The organism is Agrobacterium albertimagni AOL15 (genome assembly GCF_000300855.1).
Taxonomy (GTDB): domain Bacteria; phylum Pseudomonadota; class Alphaproteobacteria; order Rhizobiales; family Rhizobiaceae; genus Allorhizobium; species Allorhizobium albertimagni.
The window spans coordinates 416,824-430,197 of sequence record NZ_ALJF01000013.1; the positions used below are offsets into that span (position 1 = coordinate 416,824).

General features: G+C 61.4%; 17 protein-coding genes. 7 read left to right on the plus strand and 10 right to left on the minus strand.

Translation table 11 applies throughout. The annotated features are described in order from the left end of the window. Positions 1-47: 47 nt before the first annotated feature. The 5 genes from QWE_RS17680 to rplM form a co-directional block, all read right to left on the minus strand. Entirely contained in the window at positions 48-917 is an 870-nt protein-coding gene (locus tag QWE_RS17680; RefSeq protein WP_006727537.1) for an aminoglycoside phosphotransferase family protein, read from the minus strand. A gap of 4 nt (positions 918-921) precedes the next feature. Then, complete coding sequence (gene argC, locus QWE_RS17685) at positions 922-1,854, minus strand: N-acetyl-gamma-glutamyl-phosphate reductase (RefSeq protein ID WP_006727538.1); 933 nt, start codon at positions 1,852-1,854, stop codon at positions 922-924. 68 nt (positions 1,855-1,922) lie between these two features. Next, positions 1,923-2,876: an agmatinase gene (gene speB, locus QWE_RS17690; RefSeq protein WP_006727540.1), complete on the minus strand. Its 954-nt coding sequence runs from the start codon at positions 2,874-2,876 to the stop codon at positions 1,923-1,925. Between the two features lie 148 nt (positions 2,877-3,024). After that, positions 3,025-3,489: a 30S ribosomal protein S9 gene (rpsI, locus tag QWE_RS17695; RefSeq protein WP_006727541.1), complete on the minus strand. Its 465-nt coding sequence runs from the start codon at positions 3,487-3,489 to the stop codon at positions 3,025-3,027. Positions 3,490-3,491: 2 nt separating this feature from the next. Beyond that, positions 3,492-3,956 (minus strand): 50S ribosomal protein L13, encoded by a 465-nt coding sequence (gene rplM, locus QWE_RS17700; protein WP_006727542.1) that lies wholly within the window; start codon positions 3,954-3,956, stop codon positions 3,492-3,494. Positions 3,957-4,386: 430 nt separating this feature from the next. On the opposite strand from rplM, the gene QWE_RS17705 reads away from it, so the two are divergent. Then, complete coding sequence (locus QWE_RS17705; protein WP_006727543.1) at positions 4,387-4,818, plus strand: VOC family protein; 432 nt, start codon at positions 4,387-4,389, stop codon at positions 4,816-4,818. Positions 4,819-4,932: 114 nt separating this feature from the next. After that, on the plus strand, positions 4,933-5,397 hold the full coding sequence (locus QWE_RS17710) for a CoA-binding protein (RefSeq protein WP_006727544.1): 465 nt from the start codon (positions 4,933-4,935) through the stop codon (positions 5,395-5,397). A gap of 15 nt (positions 5,398-5,412) precedes the next feature. On the opposite strand, the gene QWE_RS17715 is transcribed toward QWE_RS17710, so the two are convergent. Then, positions 5,413-5,757 (minus strand): hypothetical protein, encoded by a 345-nt coding sequence (locus QWE_RS17715; RefSeq protein ID WP_006727545.1) that lies wholly within the window; start codon positions 5,755-5,757, stop codon positions 5,413-5,415. A 113-nt stretch (positions 5,758-5,870) separates the two neighbouring features. Here QWE_RS17715 and QWE_RS17720 point away from each other — a divergent pair, with 113 nt between their 5' ends. Next, positions 5,871-6,302: a CoA-binding protein gene (locus QWE_RS17720; RefSeq protein ID WP_006727546.1), complete on the plus strand. Its 432-nt coding sequence runs from the start codon at positions 5,871-5,873 to the stop codon at positions 6,300-6,302. A gap of 4 nt (positions 6,303-6,306) precedes the next feature. Here QWE_RS17720 and QWE_RS17725 read toward each other — a convergent pair whose 3' ends face one another. Continuing rightward, positions 6,307-6,738, minus strand: coding sequence for a DUF6455 family protein (locus QWE_RS17725; protein WP_006727547.1), 432 nt, complete (start codon positions 6,736-6,738; stop codon positions 6,307-6,309). Positions 6,739-6,909: 171 nt separating this feature from the next. Here QWE_RS17725 and QWE_RS17730 point away from each other — a divergent pair, with 171 nt between their 5' ends. The 3 genes from QWE_RS17730 to QWE_RS17740 all read left to right on the plus strand — a co-directional run bounded on the left by QWE_RS17730 (position 6,910) and on the right by QWE_RS17740 (position 8,933). Beyond that, the gene (locus QWE_RS17730) at positions 6,910-8,196 is read left to right on the plus strand and encodes an O-acetylhomoserine aminocarboxypropyltransferase (protein ID WP_006727548.1); all 1,287 of its coding nucleotides are present in this window, start codon (positions 6,910-6,912) and stop codon (positions 8,194-8,196) included. 54 nt (positions 8,197-8,250) lie between these two features. After that, entirely contained in the window at positions 8,251-8,595 is a 345-nt protein-coding gene (locus QWE_RS17735; RefSeq protein ID WP_006727549.1) for a cupin domain-containing protein, read from the plus strand. 101 nt (positions 8,596-8,696) lie between these two features. Next, a complete protein-coding gene (locus tag QWE_RS17740; protein WP_100220936.1) occupies positions 8,697-8,933 on the plus strand; it encodes a hypothetical protein in 237 nt (78 codons plus the stop codon). A 23-nt stretch (positions 8,934-8,956) separates the two neighbouring features. Here QWE_RS17740 and QWE_RS17745 read toward each other — a convergent pair whose 3' ends face one another. Continuing rightward, on the minus strand, positions 8,957-9,613 hold the full coding sequence (locus tag QWE_RS17745; RefSeq protein WP_006727551.1) for a glutathione S-transferase family protein: 657 nt from the start codon (positions 9,611-9,613) through the stop codon (positions 8,957-8,959). A gap of 119 nt (positions 9,614-9,732) precedes the next feature. Between QWE_RS17745 and QWE_RS17750 the strand changes: the two genes are divergently transcribed. Then, the gene (locus tag QWE_RS17750) at positions 9,733-10,716 is read left to right on the plus strand and encodes a helix-turn-helix transcriptional regulator (RefSeq protein ID WP_006727552.1); all 984 of its coding nucleotides are present in this window, start codon (positions 9,733-9,735) and stop codon (positions 10,714-10,716) included. Here the strand turns inward: QWE_RS17750 and QWE_RS17755 are convergent. After that, positions 10,706-11,950, minus strand: a complete 1,245-nt coding sequence (locus QWE_RS17755) for a cytochrome P450 (protein ID WP_006727553.1) — start codon at positions 11,948-11,950, stop codon at positions 10,706-10,708. The genes QWE_RS17750 and QWE_RS17755 overlap by 11 nt on opposite strands. A 50-nt stretch (positions 11,951-12,000) precedes the next feature. Further along, positions 12,001-13,257 (minus strand): GGDEF domain-containing protein, encoded by a 1,257-nt coding sequence (locus QWE_RS17760; RefSeq protein WP_006727554.1) that lies wholly within the window; start codon positions 13,255-13,257, stop codon positions 12,001-12,003. Positions 13,258-13,374 lie beyond the last annotated feature (117 nt).

The window sequence follows — 13,374 nt, forward strand, 5'->3', positions numbered from 1 at the left end:
GGATTGCCCCGTCTTATCAAAGCGGGCCAAGGCTGGCGATCCGTCAGTCAGTCGACAAATTGTTCGACAAGCAGCGATTTTGCAATCCGGGCGAAGGCCAGGCGCTCCGTCAGTCTGGTATCGCCTGGCAGCGCATATCCGTCTTCCAGCATCCAGGCGGCAGAGAGCATGGCATGAATAGCCCCATAGCTCAGGACCTTCTGAGGCCTGCAGCCGAAATGGGAGGAGAAGGTCTCCGCAAGACGTATTATCCGTGCCGGATCCAGGATGAGCGTCTTGTAGCCCAGGGGATTTCCGAAGAGATTGGCGACGTCATAGACGGGGTCGCCATAAAGCCCTTGCGGATCGATCGCCCGCCACTCCCCGGACGCATCCTGGACGATGTTCTCGTGATGAAAGTCACCATGCAGCGGTCTTTGGTCTTGTTGCGCGCTGAGCAACCCGCGTGCGGTATCCGCGGCCCAGCCGGGGAGCCCCTCGAGATCTGAAGACCTTGCCGTTTCAGCAAGACAAAACAGGGAGCTGAAATGTCGCTCAAGAGGCACGAGCGCCGCAGGAGCCGTTCTGTCGCTTGGAGCATGCAGCTTATTGAGGACACGAAGCGCGATATCCGTTGCTTCGGTGTCGCCACGTAGATCCAGATGCTGCCGCAGTGTCTGCGTGCCGCCGTCTTCCAGCAGGCATGAGACGCCGATACGGTCGATGAGACGCACCGCACCCAGACCCTGCCGCCACTCGAGAAAGTCCAGGCCCGGCAGTTCGCCGAGCCCGGCCGGCTTGAGGCTCTTCACGATGTTCGTCGAGCAAAGACGGCGAACCCGGAAAACCAGACTCGACGGCGTGTCAGCGATCAGTTCCGCCGAATCGATGCTCCAGGCTTCAATCGTCGCTGCGGGGAGCGCAAACGCTGCGGACAATGGCTTACGCCGACAGCATCAGGTCCATGTTCTGCACGGCAGCCCCCGAGGCGCCCTTGCCGAGATTGTCGAGCAGCGCCACCAGATTGACATGCGCACCACCGGGCGTGCCGAAGACGAAGAGCTTCATCGTGTCTTTTCCGACCAGTTCTTCTGCATCGACGCGCGGCAGTTTGGCACTGTCCGTCAGCGGAACCACACTGACGATATCCTGGCCCGCATAGTGGGCGACGAGTGCCGCATGGATGCTCTCGACCGTCGTGCCCTCAGCGAGATTGTCGAGGAAGAGCGGCACCTGGACGCTCATGCCCTGGGGGAAGCGTCCGACCGAAGGCGCAAAGAGCGGCGCGCGGTCGAGAAGGCCATGCGTCTGCATCTCCGGCACATGCTTGTGCTTCAGAGTGAGCCCATAGAGGAAGTTGTTTGCCGCGAGATGCTCGGGATGACCAACATCCTCCATCTGCGCGATCATCTGCTTGCCGCCGCCGGTATAGCCCGAGACGGCATTGACCGAGACCGGATAGCCGTCCGGCAGGATGCCGGCAGCGCGCAGCGGACGGATGAGCCCGATCGCACCGGTCGGATAGCAGCCCGGATTCGAGACGTAGCGCGCAGCCTGGATCTTTGCCTTCTGCGCCTTGTCCATTTCGGCAAAGCCATAGGCCCAGTCCGGATGCACACGAAACGCCGTGGAGGCATCGAGCAAGCGGACATTGTTGTTCGCTGCTGTCATCTCATAGGCCTGCTTCGACGCATCGTCGGGTAGGCAGAGGATGGCGATGTCGGCGCTGTTGAGCATGTCCTCGCGCATCTTCTCGTTCCGCCGCTCGGCTTCCGGGATCGACAAGAGCTCCAGATCGCGGCGGTCGGCCAGGCGCGTGCGGATCTGCAGACCCGTTGTGCCATGTTCGCCGTCGATGAAGATCTTCGCTGCCATTTGTCTAGTCCTGTCAGAGGTTTGGATGAAAATGCGGAATCTGATTGTGAGTGTGTTGAATCAATGTGTCAGGCGCGTGTCGCAAGCTTCTCCGCGCGCTGGCCCAGCATATACATCGCAACCGTCGCACCGGCAATTGCGGTGATATCGGCATGGTCATAGGCGGGCGCCACCTCGACCACATCAGAACCGCGGATGTCGAGGGGGCCAAGTTTGCGCAGGACCGAGAGCATTTTGGCCGAGGAGGGGCCGCCCGCGACCGGTGTCCCCGTGCCCGGAGCATAGGCCGGGTCGAGGCAGTCGATGTCGAAGGTCATGTAGGTCGGAACGGAGCCGACATGCGAGAGGATCGCGTCGGCGATGGGCTGCGCGCCCATATCCTCGACCTCGTAGCCCGGGATGATCCGGATGCCGAAATCTTCGGGCGCTTCTGTGCGGATACCGATCTGGATCGACTTCGTCGGATCGATCACGCCTTCGCGCACCGCACGGCAGACGAAGGAGCCGTGGTCGATCCGTTGTCCGTCATCGTCCCAGGTGTCCTGATGCGCGTCGAAATGCACGAGCGCCAGCGGCCCGTGCTTCGCGGCATGGGCTTTCAGCAGGGGCCAGGTGACGAAATGGTCGCCGCCAAGCCCGAGCAGATAGGCGCCGGAGGCGATGATCTCGGCCGCCTGTTGTTCGATGAGGGCAGGAGTCTTCTGATGGTTGCCGTAATCGAGCAGCACGTCACCATAGTCGATGACCGCCATCTGCTCGAAGAGATCCCGGGCGAAGGGATATTGCGGGTCGTTGTCGAAGATGGCGGATGCGCGCCGGATCGCCTGTGGCCCGAAACGCGCGCCGGGGCGGTTGGAGACGGCGGCATCGAAGGGAATGCCGAGCACGACGGCGTCGACATCGGTCAGGTCCTTCGAATACTTCCGCCGCATGAAGGAGAGCGCGCCCGCATAGGTCGGATCGGTCGCAGCACTGCGCAGGGTCTTCGCCGTGAAGGAATTATCGATCGATTTGCTGGCCATGCTGCTGCTCCGGATTTTCAATTTGATCAAATTATAAGGTCGCCCGTGGCGGTCAAGCCCATCAAAATCGAGCATTGGATGCTGGCTACAAACGAAAAAAGGCGGAGCCGAAGCCCCGCCTTGATTTCCGTTTCCGGTAATCCAGCGATTAACGCTTGGAGAACTGGAACGAACGACGGGCCTTCGCCTTGCCGTACTTCTTACGCTCGACAACGCGGCTGTCGCGGGTCAGGAAGCCACCCTTCTTCAGGACCGGACGCAGGCCCGGTTCGAAGTAGGTGAGGGCCTTCGAGAGACCGTGACGAACGGCACCGGCCTGGCCGGAGAGACCGCCGCCGTGAACGGTTGCGATGATGTCGAACTGGCCGTCACGGGCAACTGCGACGATCGGCTGCTGCAGGATCATCTGCAGGACCGGGCGTGCGAAGTAGGTGGAGAACTCGCGGCCGTTGATGGTGATCTTGCCGGAGCCCGGCTTGACCCATACGCGGGCAACGGCGTTCTTACGCTTGCCGGTGGCGTAGGAGCGACCCAGCGAGTCGACCTTGCGGACGTGAGCCGGAGCTGCGTCCTGTGCCGGGGCAAGGTCCTTCAGGGAAGAAAGATCGGCCATACTTAGGCGCTCCTTGTGTTCTTGGCGTTCAGCTTGGCAACGTCGAGAACGACGGGCTGCTGAGCTTCATGCGGGTGGTTCGTGCCAGGATAGACGCGCAGGTTCTTCATCTGGCGACGACCGAGCGGACCACGCGGGATCATGCGCTCGACGGCCTTTTCGAGAACGCGCTCCGGGAAGCGGCCTTCGATGATCTGGCGAGCCGTACGCTCCTTGATGCCGCCCGGATAACCGGTGTGCCAGTAGTACTTCTTGTCGGCATACTTCTTGCCGGTGAAGACGACCTTTTCGGCATTGATGACGATGACGTTGTCGCCGTCGTCAACATGGGGGGTGTAGGTGGCCTTGTGCTTGCCACGCAGGTGCATGGCGATGATGGTGGCGAGGCGGCCGACAACGAGCCCTTCGGCGTCGATGAGGATCCACTTCTTCTCCACCTCTGCAGGCTTCTGAACGAAGGTAGACATTGAGGTCTCTTTCAGTGTGATCCTGCGTTTCCCGAGTGAGGGAGCGGCAGGCGTTTCTTGTTGCTTGTTTCGCGCCGTTTCGACGCAAAAAAGAAAGCGGTCCCGAAGGGCCGCATTCCGAGGAGGGGTATAGAGGGAGAGCCGTTGGAGGTCAAGATCGCAGCGCGAGTAGGGCGCAGGAGAAATGTAAGGAAAAACAATGGCTTGGGTTTGTGGTAATATTTTACCCCACGCAAGAGCCTTCCGGCCGCAGTTTGTGTGGTCGAGGCAACCCATTAGGTCGGGCCGAATTCTGCATTCCAGAGAGCCGTGCGAATGGAACGGACGTGTCAGAATTATTCATCGCAACCCATGATTTTGCTAATATGCGCATGAACATAATGAAAACATAAACCGAACGTAACGGCGGAGGTCGTCAACGGAGAACGCCATGTCGCTCGAACGCCGAATTTCGCTCATCACGCTCGGCGTTGCCGACGTCGCTCGCAGCACCGAATTCTATGCGAGGCTGGGTTGGACAAAATCCTCCGCATCCAACGACCAGGTGACTTTCATCCAGCTGAAGGGCACGGCCCTCGGGCTGTTTTCGCGTGCCAGCCTGGCGGAAGATGCGCATGTCGCCGACACGCCGCAAGGCTTTTCCGGCATTACCCTCGCCTACAACGTCTCAAGCGAGATCGGCGTCGATGCCGTGGTGAAATTTGCCGTGTCCTGCGGGGCAAGTCTGGTCAAGTCGCCGGAAAAGGTCTTCTGGGGTGGCTACTCCGGCTATGTGGCCGATCCCGATGGTCATTTGTGGGAGATCGCCTTCAATCCCTTCTTCCCGCAGGACGAACACGGCCATGTCGTTTTGCCGGAATGATCTCCGGCATTTGACCGATATCGGTACCCGCTCGTTAAGCGGTCCGCGCTAAGCTGTTGTCGGGACAAGATGGACGGGTAAACCAAAGGCCTTCACGGGCCGGGAGGAACGTCCATGAACCATGACACCTACCTCAACAGCTATCTCGCCGATATCCTTGCGACGGCCAAGAACGTGGCCGTCGTCGGCGCCTCGCCTGATGACAAGCGCCCCAGTCACTGGATCTCCGGCTTTCTGCTCGGAAAGGGCTATCACGTCTTCCCCGTCAATCCGCTGCACCGCGGAGAAACCATCCTTGGGCAGCAGGTCTACGGATCGTTGGCGGAGATCCCGGAACCGGTTCACCTTGTGGATGTCTTCCGCCGCACGGAATGCCTGTCTGAGATCGTCGACGAGGTTCTGGCAATGTCGCCGCGGCCCTTCGCGATCTGGTGTCAGTTGGGCATCCGGGACGATGCAGCGGCCGAAAAGGCAGAAGCGGCAGGCATCCGGATGGTCATGAACCGCGCGCTGGTTTCCGAATATCCGCTGGTCTATGAGCGGCTGCATCCGGGCTCGGCGCAAGGTCATGCGGCCTGATGCAAGCCTGGCAAGTCAGAAGCGGATGATCGGTTTGCCGAATCCGAAACGACGCGTCTCCGGATCGTAGTCCTGGCAGTTGAGCACCGGGCAGCGGGCCGTGTCGCGCGTCGGTACATAGGCACGCTCTGCATACTCATGCGGATCGCACATGGCGTTCCGGGTGACATAGCGGTCGTAAAGCGTCATGCCCTGCACGCGCGTCGACGGATAGCGCAGAATGACCGCGCCCTCGTTCAGGACGCGTTGGCGCACCTGGTCACAGGTCAGCGTGGTGGAATTGTAGCGCGAAATTGCAAGCGCCGGCTGAGCCAGCAGCAGGGCTGCGATGGTCGTGATGGCAAGCTGTTTCGGGCGCATGGTGGTCCTCCTTCAGACGGCAGATCAACGTGTGGCCGGGCAGGGCGGTTCCGCCTTGTTGTCGACGGCGGGCACACCATTTAATCCTGATCGAGCAAGATGAGGAGACTTAGATGGCCGATCACGATCACTACAGCGCAGAGGACCTGCGGGACATACTCGGAAGCGTCCGAACGATCGCGTTGCTCGGCGCGTCTCCGAAGCCGGATCGCCCGAGTTTCGGCGTCATGCGTTTCCTTTTGTCGAAGGGCTACACGGTCTATCCGGTCAATCCAGGTCAGGCCGGCAAGGAAATTCTCGGTCAGACCGTTTATGCGAGCATGGCCGATATCCCAGAACCGATCGACATGGTCGATGTCTTCAGGGCACCAGAATACCTGGGCGAGGTCGTCGCTGAAGCGCTTGCCTTGCCGAACCGTCCCAAAGTCATCTGGGGTCAGCTTACGGTGCGCGACGACGAAGCGGTGAAGCCAGCCGAAGCGGCCGGCATCCGGGTGGTGATGGATCGTTGCCCGGCGATCGAGATCCCGCGGCTCGGGCTTTGAAGGCTCAGGCCTCGATGAGCAGATCGGGATTGGCTCTCAAGGCATTCAGCGTATCCGCATTGGCGCAGTATTCGACGAATGTCCGATCGGCCTTGCCCTGCTGCAGATGATTGCGGCAGGTTTCCTTCGACAAGCACTGGGCGCAGGTGATCTGCATGTCGCGGAAGACGCGGCGCATGCGATATTCGACCTCGGCTGGATCAATATTCAGCGCCCGCATTATGGCCGGCATCTCGTCGGCGGCATGCGGGCCGGCCTTGACCAGAGCCAGCAACTGATGCGCGCTGATCCCGCAATCCTCTGCGAGTGCCTCGACTTCGGCATCGGAAAGACCGGCGAGCATGTCGCTCTCGGTGGCATGTTCGAACCCCTGGGCGAACCAGGAGAGGATGTGCTGCACGGTATGGCGGACCGGATCGGCGATCGTCAGTGTCATGGGGGCTCTCCTTCGACTGGAAAGCAGCATGCCAGCATGGCACTTGGCCGCATTGACCTCGATCAAGCAGGAATTTCCTCAAGCGGGCGCTTTCTTTGGAATAATCCGGGGCTGACATCGGTCGGCGACTGATTATGATCCGGCCCGACGTCATCAAGGGAGGACCAGACAATGTCGGAGAAGAATCCGGGTTTCGCAACGCTCGCCATTCATGCCGGTGCCCAGCCGGACCCAACCACCGGCGCGCGCATCACGCCGATCTACCAGACCACGGCCTACGTCTTCAACGATAGCGACCATGCCGCAAATCTCTTTGCTCTCAAGGAGTTCGGCAATATCTACACCCGCATCATGAACCCCACCCAGGGTGTTCTGGAAGAGCGGATCGCAGCCCTCGAAGGCGGCACGGCAGCGCTTGCAGTTGCCTCCGGTCACGCTGCCCAGCTCCTCATTTTCCACTCGCTGATGCAGCCAGGTGACAACTTCGTCGCGGCGAAGAAGCTTTATGGCGGCTCGATCAACCAGTTCGGCCATGCCTTCAAGAATTTCGGCTGGCAGGTCCGCTGGGCAGATCCCGCCGATCCGGAGAGCTTCGCAGCCCAGATCGATGACAAGACCAAGGCCGTCTACATCGAGAGCCTGGCAAATCCCGGCGGCACCTTCGTCGACATCGCAGCCATTGCCGAAGTCGCCCATCGCCACGGCCTGCCGCTGATCGTCGACAACACCATGGCGAGCCCCTACCTCATTCGCCCGCTCGAACACGGCGCCGACATCATCGTGCATTCCGTCACCAAGTTCCTCGGCGGTCACGGCAATTCGATGGGCGGCGTGATCGTCGATGGCGGCACCTTCGACTGGTCGGCCAAGCCGGGCAAGTATCCGATGCTGTCGGAGCCGCGCCCGGAATATAACGGCGCCGTGTTGCATCAGGCCTTCGGCAACTTCGCCTTCGCCATCGCCTGCCGCGTCCTCGGCCTGCGTGACCTCGGGCCCGCGATTGCGCCTATGAACGCTTTCCTGTTGCTGACCGGCATCGAAACCCTGCCCCTTCGCATGCAGCGCCACTGCGACAACGCCATGAAGGTTGCCACCTGGCTGAAGAGCCATCCCAAGGTCGCCTGGGTCAACTATGCTGGCCTGCCTGACGATCCCAATAATGCGCTCCAGAAGCGCTACTCGCCGAAGGGCGCCGGGTCGGTCTTCACCTTCGGCATCAAGGGCGGGCTTGAAGCCGGCAAAGCGCTGGTCGGCGGGTTGAAGCTCTTCTCGCACCTGGCGAACATCGGCGACACCCGCTCGCTGATCATCCACCCGGCCTCGACGACCCATGCGCAGCTTTCCGAGGAACAGCAGATCGCAGCCGGTGCCGGGCCTGACGTCGTGCGTCTGTCCATCGGTATCGAAGACGCCGACGACATCATCGCCGATCTCGATCAGGCGCTGGCTTCCGCCTGATCGACCTTCCAGCGGCGGTGCAAAGCACCGCCGCTCGTTTACCTGGAGAGCATGATGAGCCTGTCCCTGCCATTCGATCCTTCGACCGTCACGCCGGAAGAGGGCGCGCCTGCGCCGGATCGCCTGATTTCCGGCGACCCGCGCTTCACCACTTGGAATATCGAGGAAGCAGACGGCGGCATCTATGCCGGCATCTGGCAATCGACGCCGGGCAAGTGGCGAATCTCCTATGATGAATGGGAGTATTTCCACATTCTCGAAGGCCACTCAGTCGTCACCGAGCATGGCGGCGAACCGATCCAGCTGAAGGCTGGCGACCGCCTGATCCTCAGACCCGGCTTCAAGGGAACCTGGGAAGTCCTTGAAACGACTCGCAAGGATTACGTGATCAGGCTCTAGGGGGATGGCAGTTCCTGGCGTCATATGTGCCGAAGATCACTGACGGCCGAGCAACTGACGCGCTAGGAGGCCCCGTCATCGATCAGCGCCGGGTCCCCAGAATGAACATGTTACGCTTCGCCCTCATCTTCATCATCGGCCTGTCCGTTGTCGTCGGTGGCCGCTGGTATGTCTATGTCAGCAATACCAGCAGCCCTTATGACGAAGTCGGAATCGAGATCAACAGCCGCCTTCCGCATGTTCTCCGCAAATGGGGATGCGATCGGTTGGAGCAGTCCTTCCCGAACAGTGTCCCGCCCTATGGTTGTGGCGCCCCGGATAGCCGAAGCTGGATCTGACCGGCTGCGCGCCGGCGAGGTCATCAGCCCGTTTTCAGACGGGCCGCTGCGGCCTCGTGTTCTGCGGCCATGGCCACATCCTCGGCGGATACCTTCTGGATGCTCGCCCGGCTGTTGATCCGTTCCATGTAGGCCTTAAAGGCAGGGCGGGCTTCGACGAGGCCGAACATCGTCGTCCAGTTCAGTGCGATGCCCCACAAAAGATCGGCCGCGGTGAAGCGCTCACCGAGCAGGTAAGGACCTGTTTTCAGCGTGTCCTCCAGCATGTCGATCAGAGACTCATAGCTGGCATAGGGCGTCTCGTTCATCGAGCCCGGCTCGCGCTGCATGAAGCGATCGACGACCGCCGGTTCGAAGCAACTGCCATAGATGAAGAGCCAGCGAAGATAGGCACCGCGATCCGGATCCGAGAGGGCAGGGGCGAGACCCGTTTCGGGGAAGAGATCGGCCATATAGAGATAAATCGCGCCCTGTTCGGTGACGAGTGTGTCGCCGACGCGCACCGCCGGCACCTTGCCGAGCGGATTGATGGCAAGGTAGGCCGGCTGGCGCTGCTCGCCTGCCTTCATGTTGAGCCCATGCAATTCGTAGGGCACCTTCAGTTCTTCCAGCAGCACACGCGCACCGGTGGCGCGGGTCTGCGGCGAGTAGAAGAGGGTGATTGGCAGGTCTCTGGTCATCGGAAGTCTCCCTTTTGAGATGAACTGCGCCGAGAGGCGATGGCAGGAGACTGCGCCACCCTACCTGTCAGATTGTGTCAGGTTTGTTTAGAATAATCGCCGGAGCGAGGATTTTCCCCATGCGAGCAAGCCGGCTGATCAACATCCTCACCACCCTTCAGGCGAAGGGATTGGTGACCGCCGAGGCGCTGGCCGCGGAAAATGCCGTGTCCGTCCGCACCATTTACCGGGATATCGACGCGCTCTCGCTGTCTGGCATCCCCGTCTACAGCGAGCGGGGCTCGGATGGCGGCTATCGGCTACTGGATGGCTATCGCGTGCGGCTGAATGGCCTGACGCCAGCGGAGGCCGAGGCCATGTTCCTGTCCGGCATTCCCGGTGCTGCCGCCGATCTCGGTCTCGGTTCGCTGATGGCCGGCGCCCAGAAGAAGCTGACAGCCGCGCTACCGGAAGATCTGCGCGAAAACGCCCGGCGCATGCAGCAGAAGTTCCACCTCGATGCGCCGGCCTGGCTCGCCGAGGGTGAACAGCCCGTCTATTTGCAGGCGATCGCCGATGCTGTCTGGAATTCCAAGCGCATCCGCATGCGCTACCGCTCCTGGAAGGCGGAAAAGAACCGAGTTGCCGAACCGCTCGGTATCGTCATGAAGGGCGGAGCCTGGTATCTCGCCGCTCGCGTCGACGGCACCGTCCGCACCTATCGCACTTCCCGTGTCCTCGACCTGATCGTCACCGAAGAGCGCTTCGACTGGCCGAGGGATTTCGACCTCGCAGCCTATTGGACCGAAAACACGCAACGTCTCGAACTGGAGCTCTACCCCAACTGGGCAACCATCCGGCTCTCGCCCTGGGGACTGAAGGAAATCGAGCACATGGCGCCGCCCTATGTGCGCGCCAATCTCGAATTCATCGGAGAGCCGGACGAGGAGGGCTGGCAGACGGTCCGCCTGCCGGTCGCCCATGAGCGCATGGCCGTGTCCGAAATGCTGAAGCTCGCAACGGAGGTCGAGGTCATCGACCCGCCGGAGCTCAAGCATGCCATGCGGCGGGCCGTTGAAACCCTGGTGGCCCGCTACGCCGAGCCGGCTGCCCTCACCAGGTGAGATCCAGCCGTTCCAGTCCGTGGAAGTGATAGACGTCCTTGACCGTGGGCGTCGCTGCGATCTTCAGCCCCGGCAGCCGTCTGAAGAGCAGCGGCAGCACGATGTTGAGTTCGAGACGCGCGAGCGGCGCACCGATGCAGAAATGAATGCCGGCGCCGAAGGAGAGGTTGGCCCCTTCATCCCGCGAGGGCTTGAAGGCGAGCGGTTCCGGGAACTTCTGCGGATCGAGATTGGCCGCAGCCAGAATCAGGCTCACCTTGTCGCCGCGCTTGAAAGACACGCCGTCGATTTCGCAGGGCTCCAGGCACCAGCGCTGGAAGATATGTACCGGCGCGCAGATTCGGAGCGTCTCCTCGACGGTCCGTTCGGTCGTCTTCTCATCGGAAAACAGCGTCGAGGGATCGATGCCGCTGTCGAGGATCACGCGAACCGAATTGCCGATCTGATGCACGGTCGCCTCGTGGCCTGCATTCAAGAGCACGATGGTCGTCGAGATCAGTTCGTCCTCGGTGAGGAACTGGCCCTTGTGCTCGGTGTGGATCATGCGGCTCAGGAGATCGTCGCGCGGATTGGCGCGGCGTTCGGCAATCACCGTCCGCACATAGTCCGCGAATTCCTTTGCCGAGCGATCCGCGGCCTCTTCGTCGGCCCGGGTCCGCTTGAACAAATACATGCCGACATAGTCGTGGCTCCATTTGAGGAGCTGCGGGCCCATCTCTTCCGGGATGCCGATCATCCGCGCGATCATGGTGACAGGGATGATGTCGGCAAAGGTCGACAGAAGCTCTGTCTTTCCATCCGTCTCGAAGCCGTCGATCAACCGGTTCGCAAGCTCTTCGATCTCGGGCGTCATCTTCTCGACATGGCGCGAAACGAAGGCGCGATTGACCAGCGTGCGAAGCCGCGTGTGTTCCGGCGGTTCGATCTCGAGCAGCGAATGCTCTTCGGCCTTGTCGAAGTGGCGGGTGTGCTCGGCCGGTTCCGGCATGCCGAGTTCCTCACGCGTCGCGATATGCAGGATTTGCCGGCCGAAGCGCCGATCGCGCAGAAGCGCGTTCACATGATCATAGCCGGTGAAGAACCATTGCTTCTGTTCCTCCCAGTAGAAGGTCGGACAGCTGGCGTGCAGGGCCGCATAGGTCCTGTTCGGATCACTGTAGAAGGCGGGGTCGCGAGCATCGAGGGAGACCCGGCGGGTGGCGGGGTCGATGGAAAGGAAGGATGTCTGTGTCATGCGTTCTGTTTATCCTTTGCATTCCCGCACGCAAGGGGAGGCGGGTGCGCTCAGTCGTCCAGCTTGTGGGCAACGGCGGAGATGCGTTTCAGAATGGCCACCTGGCGATCCGCCTGGCGGTCGACCTCCTCTTGCGGGCTGTCCTCGCGGGTCGGAGGTACGGTCACCGTCCGGTCGCCCGAACGCAGCGAGGTCCGGTTTCGCCCTTGCGCCTTTGCCGTGTAGAGCGCGATATCGGCTTCCGACAGGAGTTGCTCGAGATCGGCCCTGTGTCGCGGGCTGACCGAGATGCCGACACTCGTCGTCACCGAGATCATCTCCTCGCCTGTTGAAATGGTGCGGTCCACGAGCGCGAGGCGCACTGTCTCGGCGAACAGCGCTGCATCCCTCGGCTCGGATATCGCCAGCACGGCTGCGAACTCCTCCCCGCCGGTGCGGGCAAAGACCGCCCGTTGCGGCAGAAGCGAGCGGCAGACATCGGCGAATTCCTGCAGGACCCGGTCGCCGATCGAATGCCCGTGCCGGTCGTTGATCTGCTTGAAGTGGTCGAGGTCGAAGATCAGCACCCCGAGTGCGTCCAGCGGCGAACTCTCGACCAGTCCCTGATAGGCCTCGGCAAAACCGCGTCGGTTGAGCGCCCCGGTCAGCGGATCGGTCCTGACAAGCGTCTGCAACTGCTCCTGCGAGCGATCCATGGTGATCTTGGCGAGAATGATGACCGAGGTAATGAAGCCGATCACGGCAATGGTGCCCATCCACACGCCGAAGATATTGTCGGCAAAGCTCGCCGGGCGCTGGAAGAGGACAAAAATGCCATAGGCCAATCCGGCGCAGGCCTGGCTGCCCCAGGTCACGGTCAGGAAGGTGCGGTACCGACCGGTGCTGAAGCGCGCACGCGCCGCGATCATCGCAAGCATGGCAAAGCCGATCGACGCGCCGACATGATAGAGCGAGACCCGCAGGGCGAATTCATCGCGGATGACCGGAACGAGGATGCCAACGAGCCACACCAGCGGCGGCAACCAGACCAGGCGAGGGGCGGGGCGGTGGTCGAGCGCTGCAAGTCCCTTCGCCCAAAGGCTGAAGCCCAGAAGCGAGACGGCGTTTGCCACCTGGATCGAAAGGGCGTCGGGGATCTGATCGCGTAGCCCGACAAGGCCGAGCCCGCTTGCATGCAGCAGAAACCCGAGGCCGAACCAGAGGAAATGTTTCTGCTCGCGGCCATGCAGCCAGATGGCCAGAAGCAGAATCGCAAGCGTGTTAGCCTGGATGACCCACAGCAAAAACGCGGTCTTCACGTCGATCACGAAACAATTCCTGAAATGAGTTCGGCAAACAATCGCCCAAGAATGGCGCAAGCCGGTTAAACAGTCACTATGAAAACCCGCAGGATCTAAGGGTCGCTCCCGGCGCGACCGGTTGCG

What these genes read in the sequence shown, in the direction of transcription:
- QWE_RS17740 (WP_100220936.1), top strand. Translation starts at nt 8,697, where the DNA reads ATGAACATGTTACGCTTCGCCCTCATCTTCATCATCGGCCTGTCCGTT.
- argC (WP_006727538.1), bottom strand. Translation starts at nt 1,854, where the DNA reads ATGGCAGCGAAGATCTTCATCGACGGCGAACATGGCACAACGGGTCTG.
- QWE_RS17710 (WP_006727544.1), top strand. Translation starts at nt 4,933, where the DNA reads ATGAACCATGACACCTACCTCAACAGCTATCTCGCCGATATCCTTGCG.
- QWE_RS17735 (WP_006727549.1), top strand. Translation starts at nt 8,251, where the DNA reads ATGAGCCTGTCCCTGCCATTCGATCCTTCGACCGTCACGCCGGAAGAG.
- QWE_RS17720 (WP_006727546.1), top strand. Translation starts at nt 5,871, where the DNA reads ATGGCCGATCACGATCACTACAGCGCAGAGGACCTGCGGGACATACTC.
- rpsI (WP_006727541.1), bottom strand. Translation starts at nt 3,489, where the DNA reads ATGGCCGATCTTTCTTCCCTGAAGGACCTTGCCCCGGCACAGGACGCA.
- rplM (WP_006727542.1), bottom strand. Translation starts at nt 3,956, where the DNA reads ATGTCTACCTTCGTTCAGAAGCCTGCAGAGGTGGAGAAGAAGTGGATC.
- QWE_RS17715 (WP_006727545.1), bottom strand. Translation starts at nt 5,757, where the DNA reads ATGCGCCCGAAACAGCTTGCCATCACGACCATCGCAGCCCTGCTGCTG.
- QWE_RS17730 (WP_006727548.1), top strand. Translation starts at nt 6,910, where the DNA reads ATGTCGGAGAAGAATCCGGGTTTCGCAACGCTCGCCATTCATGCCGGT.
- QWE_RS17755 (WP_006727553.1), bottom strand. Translation starts at nt 11,950, where the DNA reads ATGACACAGACATCCTTCCTTTCCATCGACCCCGCCACCCGCCGGGTC.
- QWE_RS17725 (WP_006727547.1), bottom strand. Translation starts at nt 6,738, where the DNA reads ATGACACTGACGATCGCCGATCCGGTCCGCCATACCGTGCAGCACATC.
- QWE_RS17745 (WP_006727551.1), bottom strand. Translation starts at nt 9,613, where the DNA reads ATGACCAGAGACCTGCCAATCACCCTCTTCTACTCGCCGCAGACCCGC.
- QWE_RS17705 (WP_006727543.1), top strand. Translation starts at nt 4,387, where the DNA reads ATGTCGCTCGAACGCCGAATTTCGCTCATCACGCTCGGCGTTGCCGAC.
- QWE_RS17750 (WP_006727552.1), top strand. Translation starts at nt 9,733, where the DNA reads ATGCGAGCAAGCCGGCTGATCAACATCCTCACCACCCTTCAGGCGAAG.
- speB (WP_006727540.1), bottom strand. Translation starts at nt 2,876, where the DNA reads ATGGCCAGCAAATCGATCGATAATTCCTTCACGGCGAAGACCCTGCGC.